This window comes from Cellulomonas sp. IC4_254, assembly GCF_011603975.1.
Lineage (GTDB): Bacteria > Actinomycetota > Actinomycetes > Actinomycetales > Cellulomonadaceae > Cellulomonas.
Map to the genome: position 1 here is coordinate 1 of NZ_JAANNB010000008.1, position 16,802 is coordinate 16,802.

A 16,802-nucleotide genomic window follows, 5' to 3' on the forward strand; every position below is an offset into this window, starting at 1 on the left:
GCCCGTCCTCCCGCTGTTCGGCTCCGAGGCCCCGCCCGCGACCGACGCGCCGGCGGACCGCCCGGACTGGGACCTGCCGTTCCCGGCGGAGGAGCGCCCCGTGCCCGTCTCCCAGCGCCGGATCGACCCGACGCGCTGGGTGCTCGGCGGCGTCGCGCTCGCCGTCGTGATCGGCGTGATCATCGCGATCGGCAACGTGCTCGCGCCGTTCCGGTCGTCCGACGACGCCGGTGCCGACGCCGCGCCCGCACCGGCCACCTCCGCCCCTGCCACCGAGGCGCCCGCCGCCGAGGGTGAGGCGCCCGCCGAGGAGCAGGCGCCGGCCGCCGCACCGCCAGTGATCGCCGCGGTGAACAGCATCGACCCGTCCGACGGCGACGGGGAGCACGAGGAGCTGGTGGGCCGCCTGACCGACGGCGACCCGGCGACCTCCTGGTACACCCACACCTACAACCGGCCGGACTACGCCGGGTTCAAGGACGCGGTGGGCCTCGTGATCACGCTGCAGGCACCCGCGACGGTCACCGCGATCACGCTGGACGTCAACGGCTCGGGCGGCGCGGTGGAGGTGCGCTCGACCGACGCCGCGAACCCGACGGCGGGCGACGTGCTGGCCTCGGGGGCGCTCGCCCCGCAGACCGTCCTGACCCTCGCGCAGCCGACCGAGACGCAGAGCATCGTGCTCTGGTTCCCGTCGCTCGCGCAGACCCCGGACGGTCAGAACCGCATCGAGATCTCCAACCTCGCGGTCTCCTGACCGCACCCCGCCGGGCACGGAACAGACCGCGCCCCGGATCTGTTCTCCGCTGCAACAGCTCGTTCCCCGACCTCGAGGAAGCATCGTGACCGAGACCCCCGTCCGCGACATCGTCATCGTCGGCTCCGGCCCCGCCGGGTACACCGCCGCGATCTACGCGGCGCGCGCGGGCCTGGCCCCCTACGTGGTGGCCGGGTCGGTGACCGCCGGCGGCGCTCTCATGAACACCACGGACGTCGAGAACTTCCCGGGCTTCCCCGACGGCATCCTGGGCCCCGACCTCATGGACAACCTGCAGAAGCAGGCCGAGCGGTTCGGCGCCGAGGTGCTGTGGGACGACGCCGTCGAGCTGGACCTCGCCGGCCCGGTCAAGACCATCGTCACCGGCGGCGGCGAGACCATCCGCGCCCGCGCCGTCATCCTGTCCACCGGCTCCGCGTACCGCGAGCTCGGCCTGGACGACGAGAAGCGGCTGTCCGGCCGGGGCGTGTCCTGGTGCGCGACCTGCGACGGGTTCTTCTTCCGCGACCAGGACATCATCGTGGTCGGCGGCGGGGACTCCGCGGTCGAGGAGGCCACCTTCCTCACCCGGTTCGGCAAGTCGGTGACGATCGTGCACCGCCGCGACGAGCTCCGGGCGTCGAAGATCATGGCCGACCGCGCCAAGAACGACCCGAAGATCCAGTTCGCGTGGAACTCCGAGGTCGTCGGCATCCACGGCGACGACAAGGTCACCGGCGTCACGCTGCGCGACACCGTCACGGGCGAGACCCGCGAGCACGGCGCGACCGGCGTGTTCGTCGCGATCGGCCACGTGCCGCGCACCGAGCTGCTGGCGGGCCAGGTCGACCTGGACGAGAACGGCTACATCGTCGTCGAGGGCCGGTCGACCCGGACCAACCTGCCGGGCGTGTTCGCGGCCGGCGACGCCGTGGACCACACGTACCGCCAGGCGATCACGGCGGCCGGCTCCGGCTGCTCCGCCGCGCTGGACGCGCAGCACTACCTCGCCGCGCTCGGCGACGTGGACCCGGCCTCCCCGGCCGAGATCCCCGCCGCCGTCGAGCAGGCCGACGTCGACGCCGCGGACGCGCTCGAGGCGCAGGGCGCCGACACCGCCTCGGCCGCGGCCGCCGCCGGGCACTGAGCACCGGCGTGGCCGCCGCTCCCGCGGTGACCGCGGCCACCTTCGAGCAGGAGGTGCTGCGGTCCGAGCTGCCCGTCGTCGTCGACTTCTGGGCGGGCTGGTGCGTGCCGTGCCGCATGGTGACCCCGGTGCTCGCGGAGCTCGCGCGCACCTACGCGGGCCGGCTGCGGTTCGTCGCCGTCGACACCGAGGCGGAGCAGGACCTGGCCGCCCGGTACAACGTGGTGTCGATCCCGACGCTCTACGTGTTCCACCAGGGCGACCTGGTCCGGACGCTGGTGGGGGCGCGCGAGAAGCGCGCGTACGCCGCCGAGCTGGACGCCGCCCTCGCGGAGATCGCCACCTGGTGACGCCGGCGCGCGGCGCCGGCTGACCCCGGAGCCTCCCCGTCCCCGCGGACGGGCTTCGTGCGCGTGCGGCGCGCCCGTCGTGGACGGGACGCCGGGCGGCGGGAGTGGCGTGGCACACTCGGGAGATGACCGCTCTCGAGCGGCCCGACGGCACGGCGTCGGGCCCCCACCCGACCCCGGCCGCCGGCACGCGGCTCGACCGCTGGCTCGGCTCCTACGCCGAGCGCACGCACGGCATGCGCGCCTCGGAGATCCGCGCGCTGTTCGCCGTCGCGAACCGCCCCGAGGTGGTGTCGCTCGCGGGCGGCATGCCGTACCTCGAGGGCCTGCCCCTCGACGTGATCGGCGACCTCGCCCAGCGGGTCGTCGCCACCCGCGGCACCACGGCCCTGCAGTACGGCTCCGGCCAGGGCGACGAGACGCTGCGCGAGCAGATCCTCGAGGTGATGCGCCTGGAGGGCATCGAGGCGCACCCCGACGACGTCGTGGTGACGACCGGCTCGCAGCAGGCGCTGGACCTCGTGACCCGGCTGTTCGTCGACCCGGGCGACGTCGTGGTCGCGGAGGCCCCGTCCTACGTCGGCGCGCTCGGCGTGTTCCGCGCGTACCAGGCCGACGTGGTGCACGTGCCGCTCGACGCGGACGGGCTGATCCCCGAGGCGCTGGAGACGACGCTCGCCGACCTCGCGCGGCAGGGCCGCCGGGTCAAGCTCCTCTACACGGTCCCGAACTTCCACAACCCCGCGGGCGTCACGCTCTCGGCCGAGCGCCGGCCCCGGATCCTCGAGATCGCCGCCCGGTACGGCGTGCTCGTCCTCGAGGACAACCCGTACGGCCTGCTCGGCTTCGACCGCGAGCCGCTGCCCGCCATGCGCTCGATGAGCGACGAGGGCGTCATCTACCTCGGGTCGTTCTCCAAGACGTTCGCCCCCGGCTACCGCGTCGGCTGGGCCGTCGCCCCGCACGCCGTGCGGGAGAAGCTGGTGCTCGCGTCCGAGTCGGCGATCCTGTCGCCCTCCAACGCGTCGCAGCTCGCCATCAGCGCCTACCTCGCGACCTGCGACTGGAAGGGCCAGGTCAAGGCCTTCCGGGAGCTGTACCGCGAGCGGCGGGACGCGATGGTCGGCGCCCTGTCCGAGCACCTGCCCGACGCGTCGTGGACGGTGCCCGACGGCGGCTTCTACACCTGGGTCCGGCTGCCCGACGGCCTGGACGCCAAGGCGATGCTGCCCCGTGCGGTGACCGCCCGCGTCGCGTACGTGCCCGGCACCGCCTTCTACTTCGACGGCCAGGGCTCGGACCACATGCGGCTGTCGTTCTGCTTCCCGACCCCCGAGCGCATCCGCGAGGGCGTGCGCCGCCTCGCCGGCGTCGTGTCGGCGGAGAGCGAGCTCGTGTCGCTGTTCGGCACCGGCGGCGCCGCAGCGCGCGGCGACGTGCAGTCGCCCGGTCCCGACCTGGCCTGACCCGCCCGGGCCGGGCACCGCGCGCGCCCGGCCGCAGGCCACGACCCGGTACGGTCGAGGCGGCGCCTGCTGCCCGCGCACCTCGGCGCCACCCCGCCCGTCGACGACCGGCCGCCCGCGGCCGCACCTGGAGGACCCGAACCGTGCCGCACGACCCCGTCCCCGCCACCCCGCGCGTCGTCGTCCTGGCGGGAGGGCTGTCGCACGAGCGGGACGTCTCGCTGCGCTCGGGCCGCCGGGTCGCGGAGGCCCTGCGCTCGGCCGGGGTCGACGTGTCCGTGCACGACGTCGACGCCGACCTGGTGCCCGCCCTCGCGGAGACCCGCCCGGACCTGGTCTGGCCGCTGCTGCACGGCGCGAGCGGGGAGGACGGCTCCGTGCGCGACGTCCTGGAGCTGCTGGACGTCCCGAGCCTGGGCACCGGCCCGCGCGCGAGCCGGGTCGCCTGGAGCAAGCCCATCGCCAAGACGACCGTCACCCGCGCCGGCATCGCCACCCCCGAGTTCGTCACGCTCCCGCAGAGCCTGTTCCGCGAGCTCGGCGCCGGGCGCGTCATGGACGCCGTCGTCGCGAAGCTCGGTCTGCCGCTCGTCGTGAAGCCCTCCCGGGGCGGCTCCGCCCTCGGCGTCACGCTCGTGCGCAGCGCCGAGGAGCTGCCCGGCGCGATGGTGGCCTGCTTCGCCTACGGCGACACCGCGCTGATCGAGCGCGCCGTCGAGGGCGTCGAGGTCGCGGTCGGGGTCGTCGAGCTCGACGGCACGCCCGTGGCGCTGCCCGCCGTCGAGGTGGTCACCGACGGACCGTACGACTACGACGCCCGGTACAACCCCGGGCGCACCGAGTACTTCGCCCCGGCGCGGCTGCCGGACGACCTCGCGGCGCGCGCCGCCGAGACCGCCGTCGCCGCGCACCAGGTGCTCGGCCTGCGGCACCTGTCCCGCACCGACCTGATCATCGACGCCGACGGGCAGCCCTGGTTCCTCGAGGTGAACGTCGCGCCGGGCATGACGGAGACGTCGCTGTTCCCGCAGGGCGCGGAGGCCGGCGGCCACCACCTCCCGACGCTGTACCGGCGGCTGGTGGAGGCGGGTCTCTCGGACCGCTGAGCGCGCCGAGGGCGCACGCGACGAGGCGCCGGCTCCCCTGCCCGGGGTGCCGGCGCCTCGTGGCTGCTGAGGGGCGTGCGGCGTGGGCCCGTCGGCCCTCGCGCGGCGCCCGCCGCGGGTCGGTCAGGAGCGCAGGATGCCCGGGTCGTCCGGCGCCAGGCTCGACAGGATCCGGTTGAGGTCCTGCACCGAGGCGAACTCCACCGTGAGCTTGCCGCGCTGCTTCCCGAGGTCGACCTTCACGCGCGTCTCGAACCGGTCGGAGAGCCGGCTCGCCAGGTCGTCCAGTGCCTCGTTGCGGAGCCCGGCACGGGGACGACGCTGCTTGGGCGTGCCGTCCTCGACGCCGAGCGCCACGATCTCCTCGACCGCGCGGACCGACAGGCCCTCGGCCACGATCCGCTGCGCCAGCCGCTCGATCGCCGCGCCGTCGCTCAGGCCCAGCAGCGCGCGGGCGTGACCCGCCGACAGCACCCCCGCCGCGACCCGTCGCTGCACGAGCGGGGGCAGCCGGAGCAGCCGCAGCGTGTTGGAGATCTGCGGGCGGGACCGGTGGATCCGCTGCGCGAGCTCGTCGTGCGTGCAACCGAAGTCATCCAGCAGCTGCTGATACGCCGCCGCCTCCTCCAGCGGGTTGAGCTGCGAGCGGTGCAGGTTCTCCAGCAGCGCGTCGCGCAGCAGGTCGGCGTCCTCGGTCTGCCGGACGATCGCCGGGATCGTCTCCAGCCCGGCCGCCTGGGTCGCGCGCCAGCGCCGCTCCCCCATGATCAGCTCGTAGCCGTCGTCCACGGCGCGCACGACGACGGGCTGCAGCACGCCGATCTCCTGGATGGACCCGACCAGCTCGTCGAGCGCGTCCTCGTCGAACACCGACCGGGGCTGCCGGGGGTTCGGCCGGATCGAGCCGACCGGGAGCTCGGCGAACACCGCTCCCGGCACCGGCACGAGGTCGTCGACCTCGGCCGTCGGGGGCATCGGGGGGACCTCGGCGGCCGCAGCGGGCTCCGCCGCGGTCTGCGACCGGGTCCGCGACGGCTGCCGCACGGTGAGGGACGGGACGCCCTTGCGGCCGTTGGAGCGCGTGGCCGGCGTCGCGGGGGCCGGGGCCGCGGCGGCCGCGGTCGCCTCGGCGGCGGTCGTCACGCCGCGAGCGGCGCCGTCGACCTCGGGGTCCGCCACGCCGTTCCGCGCGTTTCTGCTGGTCAGGGCGTCGGCACGCCCCTCGCGGGCGTCCGGGGTCGTCCGGTCGGGGAAGAAGACGTCGACGGGCCGGTCCCCCTCGCGGGGCTCCGCCCCGGTGGGGATGAGCGCGCCCAGGCCGCGCCCGAGCCCTCGTCGCTTCTCGCTCACGCGTCCTCCTTCTGCCGGCCGGCCGTGGTGCCGCGCTCGGCGAGCTCTCGCGCCGCCTCCAGGTAGGCCAGCGCACCGCTCGAGCCGGGATCGTACGTCAGGACCGTCTGGCCGTAGGACGGCGCCTCCGACACGCGCACCGAGCGCGGCACGGTGGTCCGGAGCGTCTTGTCCGGGAAGTGCTCCCGGACCTCCTGCGCGACCTGCTGCGCCAGGTTGGTGCGGCCGTCGTACATCGTCAGCAGGATCGTCGACACGTGCAGGCCGCGGTTCAGGTGCGCCTGGATCAGCTCGATGGACTTCAGCAGCTGGCTCAGCCCCTCCAGCGCGTAGTACTCGCACTGGATCGGGATGAGCACCTCGTCACCGACGACGAACGCGTTGACCGTCAGCAGGCCGAGGCTCGGCGGGCAGTCCACGAGCACGTAGTCGATCCGGGGCTCTCCCCGGGCCTCGCGCTCCTCCAGGTAGGCGTGCACCGCGTTCCGGAGCCGGGTCTCGCGGGCCACCATCGAGACCAGCTCGATCTCGGCGCCCGACAGGTCGATCGTCGCCGGCGCGCACCAGAGGTTGGGCACGTCCGGGCTCGGGTACACCGCCTCCGAGAGCGGCGTCCCGTCGACGAGCACGTCGTAGACCGAGGTCACGCCCGCGCGGTGGTCCACCCCGAGCGCCGTCGAGGCGTTGCCCTGCGGGTCGTTGTCGATCACGAGGACATGCAGGCCGGACTGCGCCAGCGCGGCCGCCAGGTTCACCGTGGTCGTGGTCTTGCCGACCCCACCCTTCTGGTTGGCGACCGTGATCACGCGCGTCCGGTCCGGGCGCGGGAACGTGCGCCCCCGCAGCTCGATCCGGCGACGGGCGTCCTGGCGCAGCTCCGCCATCAGCGGGGTGTCGTCGTCTGCGGGCGGGAGGCTCTCGACGAGCGCGGCACGGCGTCGCTCGTCGGGGTCCTCGACCTCCCAGCGGCTGGGGTCCGTCGTCACGCGCCCTGTCCCTTCGTCGCGCGGCGCGGTCGTCGCGACCGGCCCTCCGTTCCACGTGAAACACGGTTGGCTGCCGGCGCCGGAGCGGTGCCCGGGCCCGTCCGCGTCACGAGCACCACGCTGGTCGACTCGAGCCCCGGCAGCGTGGGCGCGACCTCGATCGACGCGGGGCCGCCGCCGAACCGCTCCCCCACCGCGACAGCCGCCTCCGCCTCGTCCTGCGCCCGACCGCCCTTGAGAGCGACCAGCCGACCGCCGACCGCGAGCAGCGGCAGCGTCCACCCGTAGAGCTTGTCCAGCGCGGCGACGGCTCGTGCCGTGACCGCGTCCGCCCGCAGCGTGCCGATCTGGTCCTCGGCGCGGCCCCGCAGCACCCGGGCGTTCGACAGTCCGAGCGTGTCGACCACCTCGGACAGCCAGTCCGTGCGGCGCTCCATGGGCTCCAGCAGCACGACCTCTGCGTTCGGCCGCATCGCCGCGACGACGATGCCGGGCAGCCCCGCGCCGCTGCCGACGTCGACGATCGTCCCGGTCGCCGGGAGGAACGGCACCACCGCAGCCGAGTTCACGATGTGCCGCTCCCATAGCCGGGCGACCTCCCGCGGACCGACCAGCCCACGGAGAACGCCCTGGTCACGCAGCATGGCGTGGTACCCCTCGACCGCCGGCCACGCCGCACCGAAATGCTCGGGCAGGCGAGGGTCGCCGTCCAACGGGTCGACGGGCGCGTCGCGCTGCTCGTCGTCGCGCGCGGGGGCCGACTCAGGCCGCACAGGACTCCCCTGGTCTCGGGATCGGGTGGTGCGCCGGGCCGGTTCGGACCGGTGCGCACGTGAGGTCCTACGGTACCGCGCGGCTCCGACGCTCCCTTCGTGCGGGGCGGGTGTCGAGAGGGCGTGTTCCACGTGGAACGCGCTCGGATCGGCGGCTGTCGAGGAGGTTCGTCGAGCCCCCGACGCGGCACCGGTTCACTCTGGCCGCCGTCACGGCACCTGACGTGCGCCAGGTGGCCCGTCTCGCCTCCTGCCCCGAGCGCCTGCCGATGCGTGCCATCCGGACGCCTCCCGGTGGCGTTCCACGTGGAACCGATGACCGACGTCGAGTCGCAGGTCCACGCGGCCTTGAGCAACGGTCGACGCGACTCGCGTGCCGCACCCCCACGGGCCCGCCTACGGCGCCGGACGGCGCGGTCGGCTACGCGTGCGGTGCAAACCTTGCGGAGGTCGGCGCGGACGATGGCTCGAGGTACCCGTACCCGCCCGCGTTGACAGCGAAGGCCGCACGCATGACGCCGTTCGGCGAGCCGGTTCTCCGGCGTCGCGCTCGGTCGCCGACCGCCCGCGTTCCACGTGAAGCAGGACTCGGACCATGTGGCACCCCCGCGAGTCCCTTCCGCGCTCTGGCTTCGACGGGCGTCGTCCGACGGTTCGACCGGGGGTAGAGCACCGGGCACCGCTCGGGGGCGCATCGCCACCGTTCCCGAGTCCGGCTGATACGCCTGGGCTGCAGCCGGGACGTCGACTGGGTACCCGAGCGTCGGTCCCGCGGCCGGTCCGCGCGCCTTCTGCATCGGGGTGGTCGCTGTGGTCAACGTTTCACGTGCAACAGGGGCATCCGCCCTTTGTGCAGTCCACTGCGTATCGCCACGCCGCTCTCACCCGTGCGCCGAAGTCACGTACAGGTCGGTCGGTCGCATGCATTCCCCCGATCCAGTCGTCGGCGGTGCCGCCCCGAGGGCGCTGCGGGCCGCCTTCGTCGTCGGTGCCGCCCCGAGGGCGCTGCGGGCCGCCTTCGTCGTCGGCTCGCCCCTGCCGCCCCCGGCCGCAGGCGGCCCCTTCACGGCCCGACCCCACTCTCCTGCCCGTCCGCGGCGAACCAGCCCGCCGCCTGCGGGGCGCGGCTGCCGAGCCAGAATCGCGGCTGCCGAGCCAGACGTCCCCGTGCACAAAGCAGACGGCAGCACCTCATGGGACCGCCTGTCGTGGGACCCAGGGGGGTTCCACGTGAAACGTCTTTCCGGTGACCAGGAACACGCGGGGCTCGATGAACACCCGAGCGCTTGCCCGCTTCCCGGATGCTCTCTGCCACCGCGTGCGTCGCCGCGAGCTGAACCCGACCGAACCACCTCCCGCGGGTGACTCTCCCGGGACCGCGCAGGTCAAGACCAGCTGGGGACGTCCGTCGCATGGCCGGGCGAGCCGGCCAGCGGTCCCCTCGCAGTCGGCCCTATCTCTCTCGCCTACAGCACCGGGCACGAACTTCCGACTGCCACGCGGCTGCGCCGACATAGGGCCCCCGGGCCGGCGTAGGACCGTCGGCGGCCCTATCTCGGCCCCCGGAACCTACCTCGGTGCATTTGTCGCTCGGGTTCGCACGCCGCCCGGGGGTGTACACGCACCATGCCGCCGCGGCAGTTCTCGGGACCTCGTGCCACTGCCCTCGGACCCGGAGATCCGGCCGCGCATCCGCGATGCAGCCGGCGCTCGGAGACGACCGGACGGGACGCAAGGCCACGTGGGTGGACGCGCTGGTGCACCCGCAGCCACCGATCGACAGGCCAGCGCTCCGCCGGAAGCGACCCGCGGCTCGCGCCATCCCGCCACCACGTGGCCAGCACATCCCGCACTCCACCGGCGTCGGCACGTCACGCGCTCCAACGGGGTCGGCTCATCCTGCACCCCTACCGCACGGTGCGACCGGCACCCCAACCGTGTCCGGCACACCGCCCGCTCCGACCGCGTCCGGTGCGTCCCGCAGTCCAACCGTGTCCTGTCCCGCCCGCGCTTCACCCGGGCCGGGGAGGCTCCCGACGACGCGCCACTGCCGGTCGGCCATCTCGCGTCCCGAGCCGGTCGGCGCGGCCGCCGACCGCTGCTCGATCCGTGCCGTCAGCCCACGTGGCACTTTCCGCACGCCCACGCACATCGTGCCGTTCCTTCGCGCAGAAACGACTTCGCCCAAAGCCACCGAGAGGCGCGCGGCCGGAAGCGCGAGAGGCCGGTCCCTCCCGGGACCGGCCTCTCGTCGGCTCCTGCCGAAGCGTCGAACGAGCCTCAGCTCGCCGGCTTCACCACCACGTACCGCGCGGGCTCGACGCCCTCGGAGTCGGAGGTGAGCCCGGCGGCGGCCACGGCGTCGTGGACGACCTTGCGCTCGAACGGGTTCATCGCGTCGAGCGAGACCTCGGCGCCGGACGACCGCACCTCCGCGATCGCCTGCTCGGCGACGGCGACGAGCTCGGTCTTGCGCCCGGCCCGGTACCCGGCGATGTCGAGCATCAGCCGGCTGCGGTCGCCGGTCTTCGCCTGGACGGCGAGCCGGGTCAGCTCCTGCAGCGCGTCGAGCACTTCGCCGTCCTCGCCGACCAGCTTGCGGAGGGCGCGCTCGGTGCCCTCCTCCGCGACGATCTCCACGGCGGCGCGACCGTGGTCGACGTCGATGTCGATGTCACCGTCCAGGTCGGCGATGTCGAGCAGCTCCTCGAGGTAGTCGGCCGCGATCTCGCCCTCCTCCTCGAGGCGGGTCACGGCGCCGGCTTCACCGGATGCGTCGGTGGGAGTGGTCATGTGGGGCTCTCCTTGCTGGGAGGGTCGGGGTCGCGCCGGGGCGCGGAGGTCTCAGTCGTCGGTCGCGCTGCCCGACGGGGTGGAGCCGGGCCGGCTCTGCGCCGAGCCGCCGGCGCCCTGGCCGGAGCCGCTCCGCTTCTTCTTGCCCGAGGAGGGCTGACCCGAGCCGGCGCCGCCGGCGGGCTTGCCGCCCTGCGCGCTGCCCGAGCCGGACGCGCCGGTGCCGGAGGCCTTCGGCGAACCGCCCTTGACACCTGCCGCGGGGGTCGTGCCGGACCCGGCCTTCGTCGCGCCCACCGACCCCGTCTTCGCCGCACCGGCCGCACCAGCCGCGGACGTCCCAGTGGCGGCACCCGTGGCCGCACCCGGCGCACCGGCCGGGCGCTGCTTCTTCGCGCGGGCCTTGCCGACCGGCTGCTGCCGCTGACCGCTGACCGGCTTCTCCTCGATGGTGAGGGTGTCGGACTCCTCGATCGACAGGCCCTTGTGCGAGGCCTTCTTGGCCTGGCGCGCCTTGAGCGCGGCCTCGGCCTGGGACCCGGGGGCCGGCATCCGGCGGATCGTGTAGAACTGCTGGCCCATCGACCACAGGTTGGTGGTGGTCCAGTAGATGAGGACACCGATCGGGAAGTTCACGCCGGAGAAGGCGAAGATCAGCGGGAAGACGTACATGAGCATCTTCTGCTGCTGCGCCATCGGGCCCTCGAGGGCGGCCGGCGGCATGTTCTTCATCGTGAGCTGGCGCTGCGTCGTGAACGTGGTCAGCGACATCGCGACGACGAGGATGATCGTGACGACGCGCACGTTCGCGGCGGCGTCGCCGAACTGCGCGGCATTCATGAACGTCGCCGACAGCGGGGCGCCGAGGATCGTGGCGCTCTCGGCCTGGGCGGCGAGGTCCTGGGTGAGCGGGCCGAGGTTCGGGCGCGGGTAGTCCCCGCTCGCCAGCTGCGGGAGCGAGTTGAGCACCCGGAACAGCGCGAAGAAGATCGGCGACTGGGCCAGGATCGGCAGGCAGGACGAGAACGGGTTCGTGCCGTGCTTGCGGTAGAGCTCCATGGTCTCGCGGCTCATGGCCTCGCGGGACGCCGGGTCGGTCTTGCCCTTGTACTTCGCCTGGATCTTCTTCATGTCCGGCGCGAGCATCTGCATGCCGCGGGACGCCTTGATCTGCTTGAAGAACAGCGGGATCAGGATGATCCGCATCACGATCACGAGGCCGACGATGGAGAAGCCCCACGCGGCGCCGCCGGCCGGGTCGAGGCCCAGCCACGTCAGCAGCGAGTGGAACTGGACCATGATCCAGGCGACAGCGACCATGATCGGGTACAGCAGGCCGTCGAACCAGCTCATCGGGGAACTCTCCAGGTGATCAGTGCGCGGAGGCGACCGCGCCGTGCGGGTGTCGACGGTGCGACCCCGCCGGTGGAACGTCGTCGACGCCGCCCGGGTTCCACGGGTTGCAACGCAGGATCCGCCAGACGGCCAGCCGCGTGCCCCGGATCACGCCGTGCCGCTCGAGGGCGATCACGGCGTACGCGGAGCACGACGGGTAGAACCGGCACGTCGGCGGGGTGAGCGGGGACAGGAAACGCTGGTACCCGCGGATCAGCAGGACGAGCAGCCGGCGCGGCAGCCGCACCGCCGCGCGCAGGACGCGGACGACGGCGCCCGGCTCCTCCCGCACGGTGCTCATCGCGGCCCGCCCGAGGCGGGAGCGGCCCGCTCGGCACGCCGCCGGGACGCCGTCCGCAGCGCCCCGTCGAGCTCGCGCCCGAGGGTGGCGTAGTCGGCCTGGGCCGCTGGCGCGAGCGCGCGCACGACGAGGTCCGCGTCGGCCGGCAGCGAGCCCACCCGCTCGGTGGCCAGGGCGCGGAGCCGCCGCTTGACCCGGTTGCGGGTCACAGCGTTGCCCACGCCCTTGGACACGACGAAACCGACCGCCGGACCAGGTCCGGGGTCGGTTCGCGTCACGAGGTGCACCACCAGCGTGTTCCGCCCGGCGCGCGCACCGCCGCGCACGGCCCGCTCGAAGTCGGCGGACCGGCGCATCCGGTGCGCGGCGGGCAGCACCGCGTCGGGTGGGTCAGGCCGACAGCTCGGCGCGACCCTTGCGCCGACGGGCGGCGAGGATCGCGCGGCCGGCACGCGTCCGCATGCGCAGACGGAAGCCGTGGGTCTTGGCGCGACGCCGGTTGTTCGGCTGGAAGGTCCGCTTGCTCACGATGGTCTCCAAGTACTTCGGTACATCGGCCGACGTCCGGCCAGGTCTCGGTGCCCGTTGCTCGACTGCTCCGGTACCCACGTCGTCGGACGCGGCCGACGTCAGGGCACGCCAGCAGGAGCCATCTCAAGGCTGGTCAACGTTACGTCGCCCGCGCGCAGGGGTCAAACCGCGAGGCCCGCGGCCCGGCGTCGGGAGGGCGACCCTCTCCCGCGCGGTCCGGTCGGCCACTAGCATCGTCCCCCGACGCGTCCCGCAGCAACCCGGTCCCCACCCCGTGGACAGAGCCGGCCGAGCCTGTGGACGACGCCGCACAAGGGGACCGGACACGCCACGGCGAGCCCGACATCCAGCGTGATCCACCGTCACGCACAGGTGTGGACAAGTCTGTGGACACGTCACCGGGGCGTGCGACACTCGACCACGCGACTCACGACGGCAGCGAGGTACAGGTGTCAGGACAGGACGATCAGCTCACGCAGGTCTGGTCGGCCGCGATGGCGCAGCTCGAGGTGAGCCCCGACATCACGCCGCGCCAGCTCGCCTTCGTGCGCCTGGCCAAGCCGCTGGGCCTGCTCGACGGCACGATGCTGCTCGCGGTCGGCAACGACCTCACGAAGGACTACCTGGAGACCCGGGTCCGCCAGGAGGTGTCGGACGCCCTGGCGGCCGCGCTGGGCCGCGAGGCCCGGTTCGCGATCACGGTGGACCCGTCGATCGAGACCGGGGACGCCGGGCTGGCGACCGCTCCCCCCGCCCGCGGCCCGGAGTCCGGGCCGACGCCCGTCGTCGCGCACGCCGCGACCGGCCACCCGAGCACCGGCGACTCCGCGCAGGTCGAGCCGGCGCGCGCCGAGCCGTTCCGCCGCGAGCCCGCCGGGCCGACCCCGAGCGTCGAGCCGGCGCGGCTGAACCCGAAGTACCTGTTCGAGACGTTCGTCATCGGCTCGTCCAACCGGTTCGCCCACGCCGCGGCGGTGGCGGTCGCCGAGGCGCCGGCGAAGGCCTACAACCCGCTGTTCATCTACGGCGACTCGGGTCTGGGCAAGACCCACCTGCTGCACGCGATCGGGCACTACGCCCGCAACCTGTACCCCTCGGTGCGCGTGCGCTACGTGAACTCCGAGGAGTTCACCAACGACTTCATCAACTCCATCTCGGAGGGCAAGGCGGGCGCGTTCCAGCGCCGCTACCGCGAGGTGGACGTGCTCCTCATCGACGACATCCAGTTCCTGCAGGGCAAGGAGCAGACGATGGAGGAGTTCTTCCACACGTTCAACACCCTGCACAACGCGAACAAGCAGATCGTCCTGACGTCCGACCTGCCGCCCAAGCAGCTCAACGGCTTCGAGGACCGGATGCGCTCCCGCTTCGAGTGGGGCCTCATCACGGACGTCCAGCCGCCGGACCTCGAGACCCGCATCGCGATCCTGCGGAAGAAGTCGGCGAACGACAAGCTCCAGGCGCCCGACGACGTGCACGAGTACATCGCGTCCAAGATCTCGACGAACATCCGCGAGCTCGAGGGCGCGCTCATCCGCGTCACGGCCTTCGCGAACCTCAACCGGCAGCAGGTCGATCTGTCGCTGGCCGAGATCGTGCTCAAGGACCTCATCACCGACGACGACCAGGCGGACATCACCGCGACCGCCGTCATCGGCCAGACCGCGGCGTACTTCGGCCTCACCATCGAGGACCTGTGCGGCTCCTCGCGGTCCCGCGTGCTGGTGACCGCCCGGCAGATCGCGATGTACCTGTGCCGCGAGCTGACCGACCTGTCGCTGCCGAAGATCGGCCAGGCGTTCGGCGGCCGCGACCACACCACCGTCATGCACGCGAACCGCAAGATCCGCGAGCTCATGGCGGAGCGCCGCTCGATCTTCAACCAGGTGACGGAGCTGACCAACCGGATCAAGCAGGAGAGCCGCGGCTGACCGCCGCCGCGCCCGGCGCCCGAGCGCCCGGCGCCCGCAGCAGCACCCCGACGACCCGCCCCGGCACCGGCCGGCGGCGGGTCGTCGCGTTCTGGTGCCCGCAGGGCGCACGAATCAGGCCTGGGACGAATGTGCACACCTGTGGACACGTCTGTGGAAACCGGTGGATGACCCCCAGGATTCGTGTGGACGGATCCTGGGGTCGTCGTGGACGGAGAAGGACGCCTGGAGCACTGTCCACGTCCGGCCGCGTCGTCCCCAGCCGGTCCACAGCCGTCGTGCACACGCCCTCCGACACGCTGACCAGCGCGAAGACCCGCAATCCCCAGAGTGCACAGAAGCGACGATGACGACGACTGATCCCTAGGAAGAAGATCCACAGCCCGTCAAGGCTCTGCGAGCCGGCTGCTGGACGACCGGCCGGCCGTGCCGGTGCCCGGCTCGCAGACGAGGCCCGGGACGACAGCGGCTGTGCACGACCTCCGAGGCCCCGAATCGTTCGCCCAGCGTCCTCGTGCGCCGGCGGCGCCACGCACGCCCCGCCCGGGCGGCCGCTCCCGGCACCCTCTCGTCGCGTCCTGACGAACGTTCCGGCCCCTCGGAGCGCATCCACAGCCCACCCCCGGTTCGGTACCGGACCCCTGGTCACTCGCGTAGTGTTCGGGGCGACCCCTGCCCTCCCACGGCCGGGGTCGTTCAGCACCGCGCACGGGATCCCCGCGATCCCCCAGATCGAGAGGGTGGGGCATGAAGTTCCGCGTCGAACGTGACGTCCTCGCAGAAGCCGTCACGTGGATCGCTCGCAGCCTGCCCACCCGCCCGCCGGTCCCGGTCCTGGCCGGTGTCCGCATCGAGGCCGAGGCCGACGGCACGCTCCGCCTGGCCTCCTTCGACTACGAGGTGTCGGCGCGCTCCGAGATCCCCGCGGACGTCAGCGAGCCCGGCACCGTCCTGGTCTCCGGCCGCCTGCTCGCCGAGATCTCCCGCGCCCTGCCGAACAAGCCGGTCGACGTGCAGCTCGACGGCACCAAGGTGTCCGTCACCTGCGGCGCGAGCCGGTTCACGCTCCTCACCATGCCGGTCGAGGACTACCCGCAGCTGCCGGCCATGCCGGCGCTCACCGGCACCGTCGACGGCGACGAGCTGACCCGCGCGGTCGCCCAGGTCACCGTCGCCGCGAGCCGCGACGACACCCTCCCGCTGCTCACCGGCGTCCGCGTCGAGATCGAGGGCGAGAAGGTCACGCTGCTCGCCACCGACCGGTACCGCCTGGCGCTGCGCGAGCTCACCTGGCACCCGTCCGACCCGGGCCTCTCCGAGGTCGCGCTGGTCCGCGCCCGCACGCTCTCGGACGCCGCGAAGTCGCTCGGCGCCTCCGGCTCGGTCAACGTCGGCCTCGCGACCGGCCAGGGCGTCGACCTCATCGGCTTCGAGGCCGGCGGCCGGCACACCACGTCGCTGCTGGTCGACGGCGACTACCCGGCCGTGCGCCGGCTGTTCCCGGACGAGTCGCCGATCCACGCCGTCGTCAACACGCAGCTGCTGGCGGACGCCGCCAAGCGCGTCGCGCTCGTCGCCGAGCGGAACACCCCGATCCGGCTGACGTTCACCGACGGCCAGGTCGTCCTCGACGCCGGCCAGGGCGACGACGCGCAGGCCTCCGAGGCGCTCGAGGCCACCCTCGTCGGCGAGGACATCGCCGTGGCGTTCAACCCGCAGTTCCTGCTCGACGGCCTGGGCGCCCTGACGACGTCGTTCGTGCGGCTGTCGTTCACGCACCCGAACAAGCCGGTCGAGTTCACCGGCCAGGAGTCGCTGGAGGGCGAGGACCTCAAGGAGTACCGCTACCTCCTGGTCCCCATCCGCTTCGCGTCCTGAGGCCGGGGCGCGCCGGTCCCGGCCGGCGCGCACCCGGG

The 16,802-nt window shown here is 73.5% G+C and carries 14 protein-coding genes and 1 pseudogene; 7 read left to right on the forward strand and 8 right to left on the reverse strand.

Features of this window, described 5'->3' with window-relative positions; translation table 11 throughout:
• From G6556_RS01705 to G6556_RS01725, 5 genes and pseudogenes are all read left to right on the forward strand, one after another.
• Window positions 1-757, forward strand: a pseudogene (locus tag G6556_RS01705) (hypothetical protein); the annotation flags it as partial.
• A gap of 85 nt (window positions 758-842) precedes the next feature.
• Complete coding sequence (trxB, locus tag G6556_RS01710; RefSeq protein WP_166938034.1) at window positions 843-1,904, forward strand: thioredoxin-disulfide reductase; 1,062 nt, start codon at window positions 843-845, stop codon at window positions 1,902-1,904.
• Between the two features lie 8 nt (window positions 1,905-1,912).
• On the forward strand, window positions 1,913-2,254 hold the full coding sequence (gene trxA, locus G6556_RS01715; protein WP_166938036.1) for a thioredoxin: 342 nt from the start codon (window positions 1,913-1,915) through the stop codon (window positions 2,252-2,254).
• Window positions 2,255-2,379: 125 nt separating this feature from the next.
• On the forward strand, window positions 2,380-3,720 hold the full coding sequence (locus G6556_RS01720) for a PLP-dependent aminotransferase family protein (RefSeq protein ID WP_166938038.1): 1,341 nt from the start codon (window positions 2,380-2,382) through the stop codon (window positions 3,718-3,720).
• A 143-nt stretch (window positions 3,721-3,863) separates the two neighbouring features.
• Window positions 3,864-4,826, forward strand: a complete 963-nt coding sequence (locus G6556_RS01725; RefSeq protein ID WP_166938041.1) for a D-alanine--D-alanine ligase — start codon at window positions 3,864-3,866, stop codon at window positions 4,824-4,826.
• Between the two features lie 123 nt (window positions 4,827-4,949).
• Here the strand turns inward: G6556_RS01725 and G6556_RS01730 are convergent, their stop codons facing one another.
• From G6556_RS01730 to rpmH, 8 genes are all read right to left on the reverse strand, one after another.
• Window positions 4,950-6,176 carry a ParB/RepB/Spo0J family partition protein gene (locus tag G6556_RS01730; protein ID WP_166938043.1) on the reverse strand — a complete coding sequence of 409 codons (1,227 nt, stop codon included), beginning with the start codon at window positions 6,174-6,176 and terminating at the stop codon, window positions 4,950-4,952.
• Entirely contained in the window at window positions 6,173-7,162 is a 990-nt protein-coding gene (locus G6556_RS01735) for an AAA family ATPase (protein WP_346774662.1), read from the reverse strand. Before G6556_RS01735 ends, G6556_RS01730 begins: the two co-directional genes overlap by 4 nt.
• Window positions 7,159-7,935: a 16S rRNA (guanine(527)-N(7))-methyltransferase RsmG gene (gene rsmG, locus G6556_RS01740; protein WP_166938045.1), complete on the reverse strand. Its 777-nt coding sequence runs from the start codon at window positions 7,933-7,935 to the stop codon at window positions 7,159-7,161. Before rsmG ends, G6556_RS01735 begins: the two co-directional genes overlap by 4 nt.
• A 2,280-nt stretch (window positions 7,936-10,215) precedes the next feature.
• Window positions 10,216-10,728: a R3H domain-containing nucleic acid-binding protein gene (locus G6556_RS01745; RefSeq protein ID WP_166938047.1), complete on the reverse strand. Its 513-nt coding sequence runs from the start codon at window positions 10,726-10,728 to the stop codon at window positions 10,216-10,218.
• A gap of 51 nt (window positions 10,729-10,779) precedes the next feature.
• Window positions 10,780-12,081, reverse strand: a complete 1,302-nt coding sequence (gene yidC, locus G6556_RS01750) for a membrane protein insertase YidC (protein WP_166938049.1) — start codon at window positions 12,079-12,081, stop codon at window positions 10,780-10,782.
• 19 nt (window positions 12,082-12,100) lie between these two features.
• Window positions 12,101-12,424 (reverse strand): membrane protein insertion efficiency factor YidD, encoded by a 324-nt coding sequence (gene yidD, locus G6556_RS01755; RefSeq protein WP_166938051.1) that lies wholly within the window; start codon window positions 12,422-12,424, stop codon window positions 12,101-12,103.
• Entirely contained in the window at window positions 12,421-12,801 is a 381-nt protein-coding gene (gene rnpA / locus G6556_RS01760) for a ribonuclease P protein component (RefSeq protein ID WP_166938053.1), read from the reverse strand. Before rnpA ends, yidD begins: the two co-directional genes overlap by 4 nt.
• A 13-nt stretch (window positions 12,802-12,814) precedes the next feature.
• The gene (rpmH, locus tag G6556_RS01765) at window positions 12,815-12,952 is read right to left on the reverse strand and encodes a 50S ribosomal protein L34 (protein WP_010849920.1); all 138 of its coding nucleotides are present in this window, start codon (window positions 12,950-12,952) and stop codon (window positions 12,815-12,817) included.
• Window positions 12,953-13,449: 497 nt separating this feature from the next.
• On the opposite strand from rpmH, the gene dnaA reads away from it, so the two are divergent.
• Both dnaA and dnaN read left to right on the forward strand, forming a co-directional pair.
• Window positions 13,450-14,886, forward strand: a complete 1,437-nt coding sequence (gene dnaA, locus G6556_RS01770) for a chromosomal replication initiator protein DnaA (protein ID WP_205692882.1) — start codon at window positions 13,450-13,452, stop codon at window positions 14,884-14,886.
• A gap of 747 nt (window positions 14,887-15,633) precedes the next feature.
• Window positions 15,634-16,764 (forward strand): DNA polymerase III subunit beta, encoded by a 1,131-nt coding sequence (dnaN, locus tag G6556_RS01775; protein WP_166938057.1) that lies wholly within the window; start codon window positions 15,634-15,636, stop codon window positions 16,762-16,764.
• Window positions 16,765-16,802: the final 38 nt, after the last annotated feature.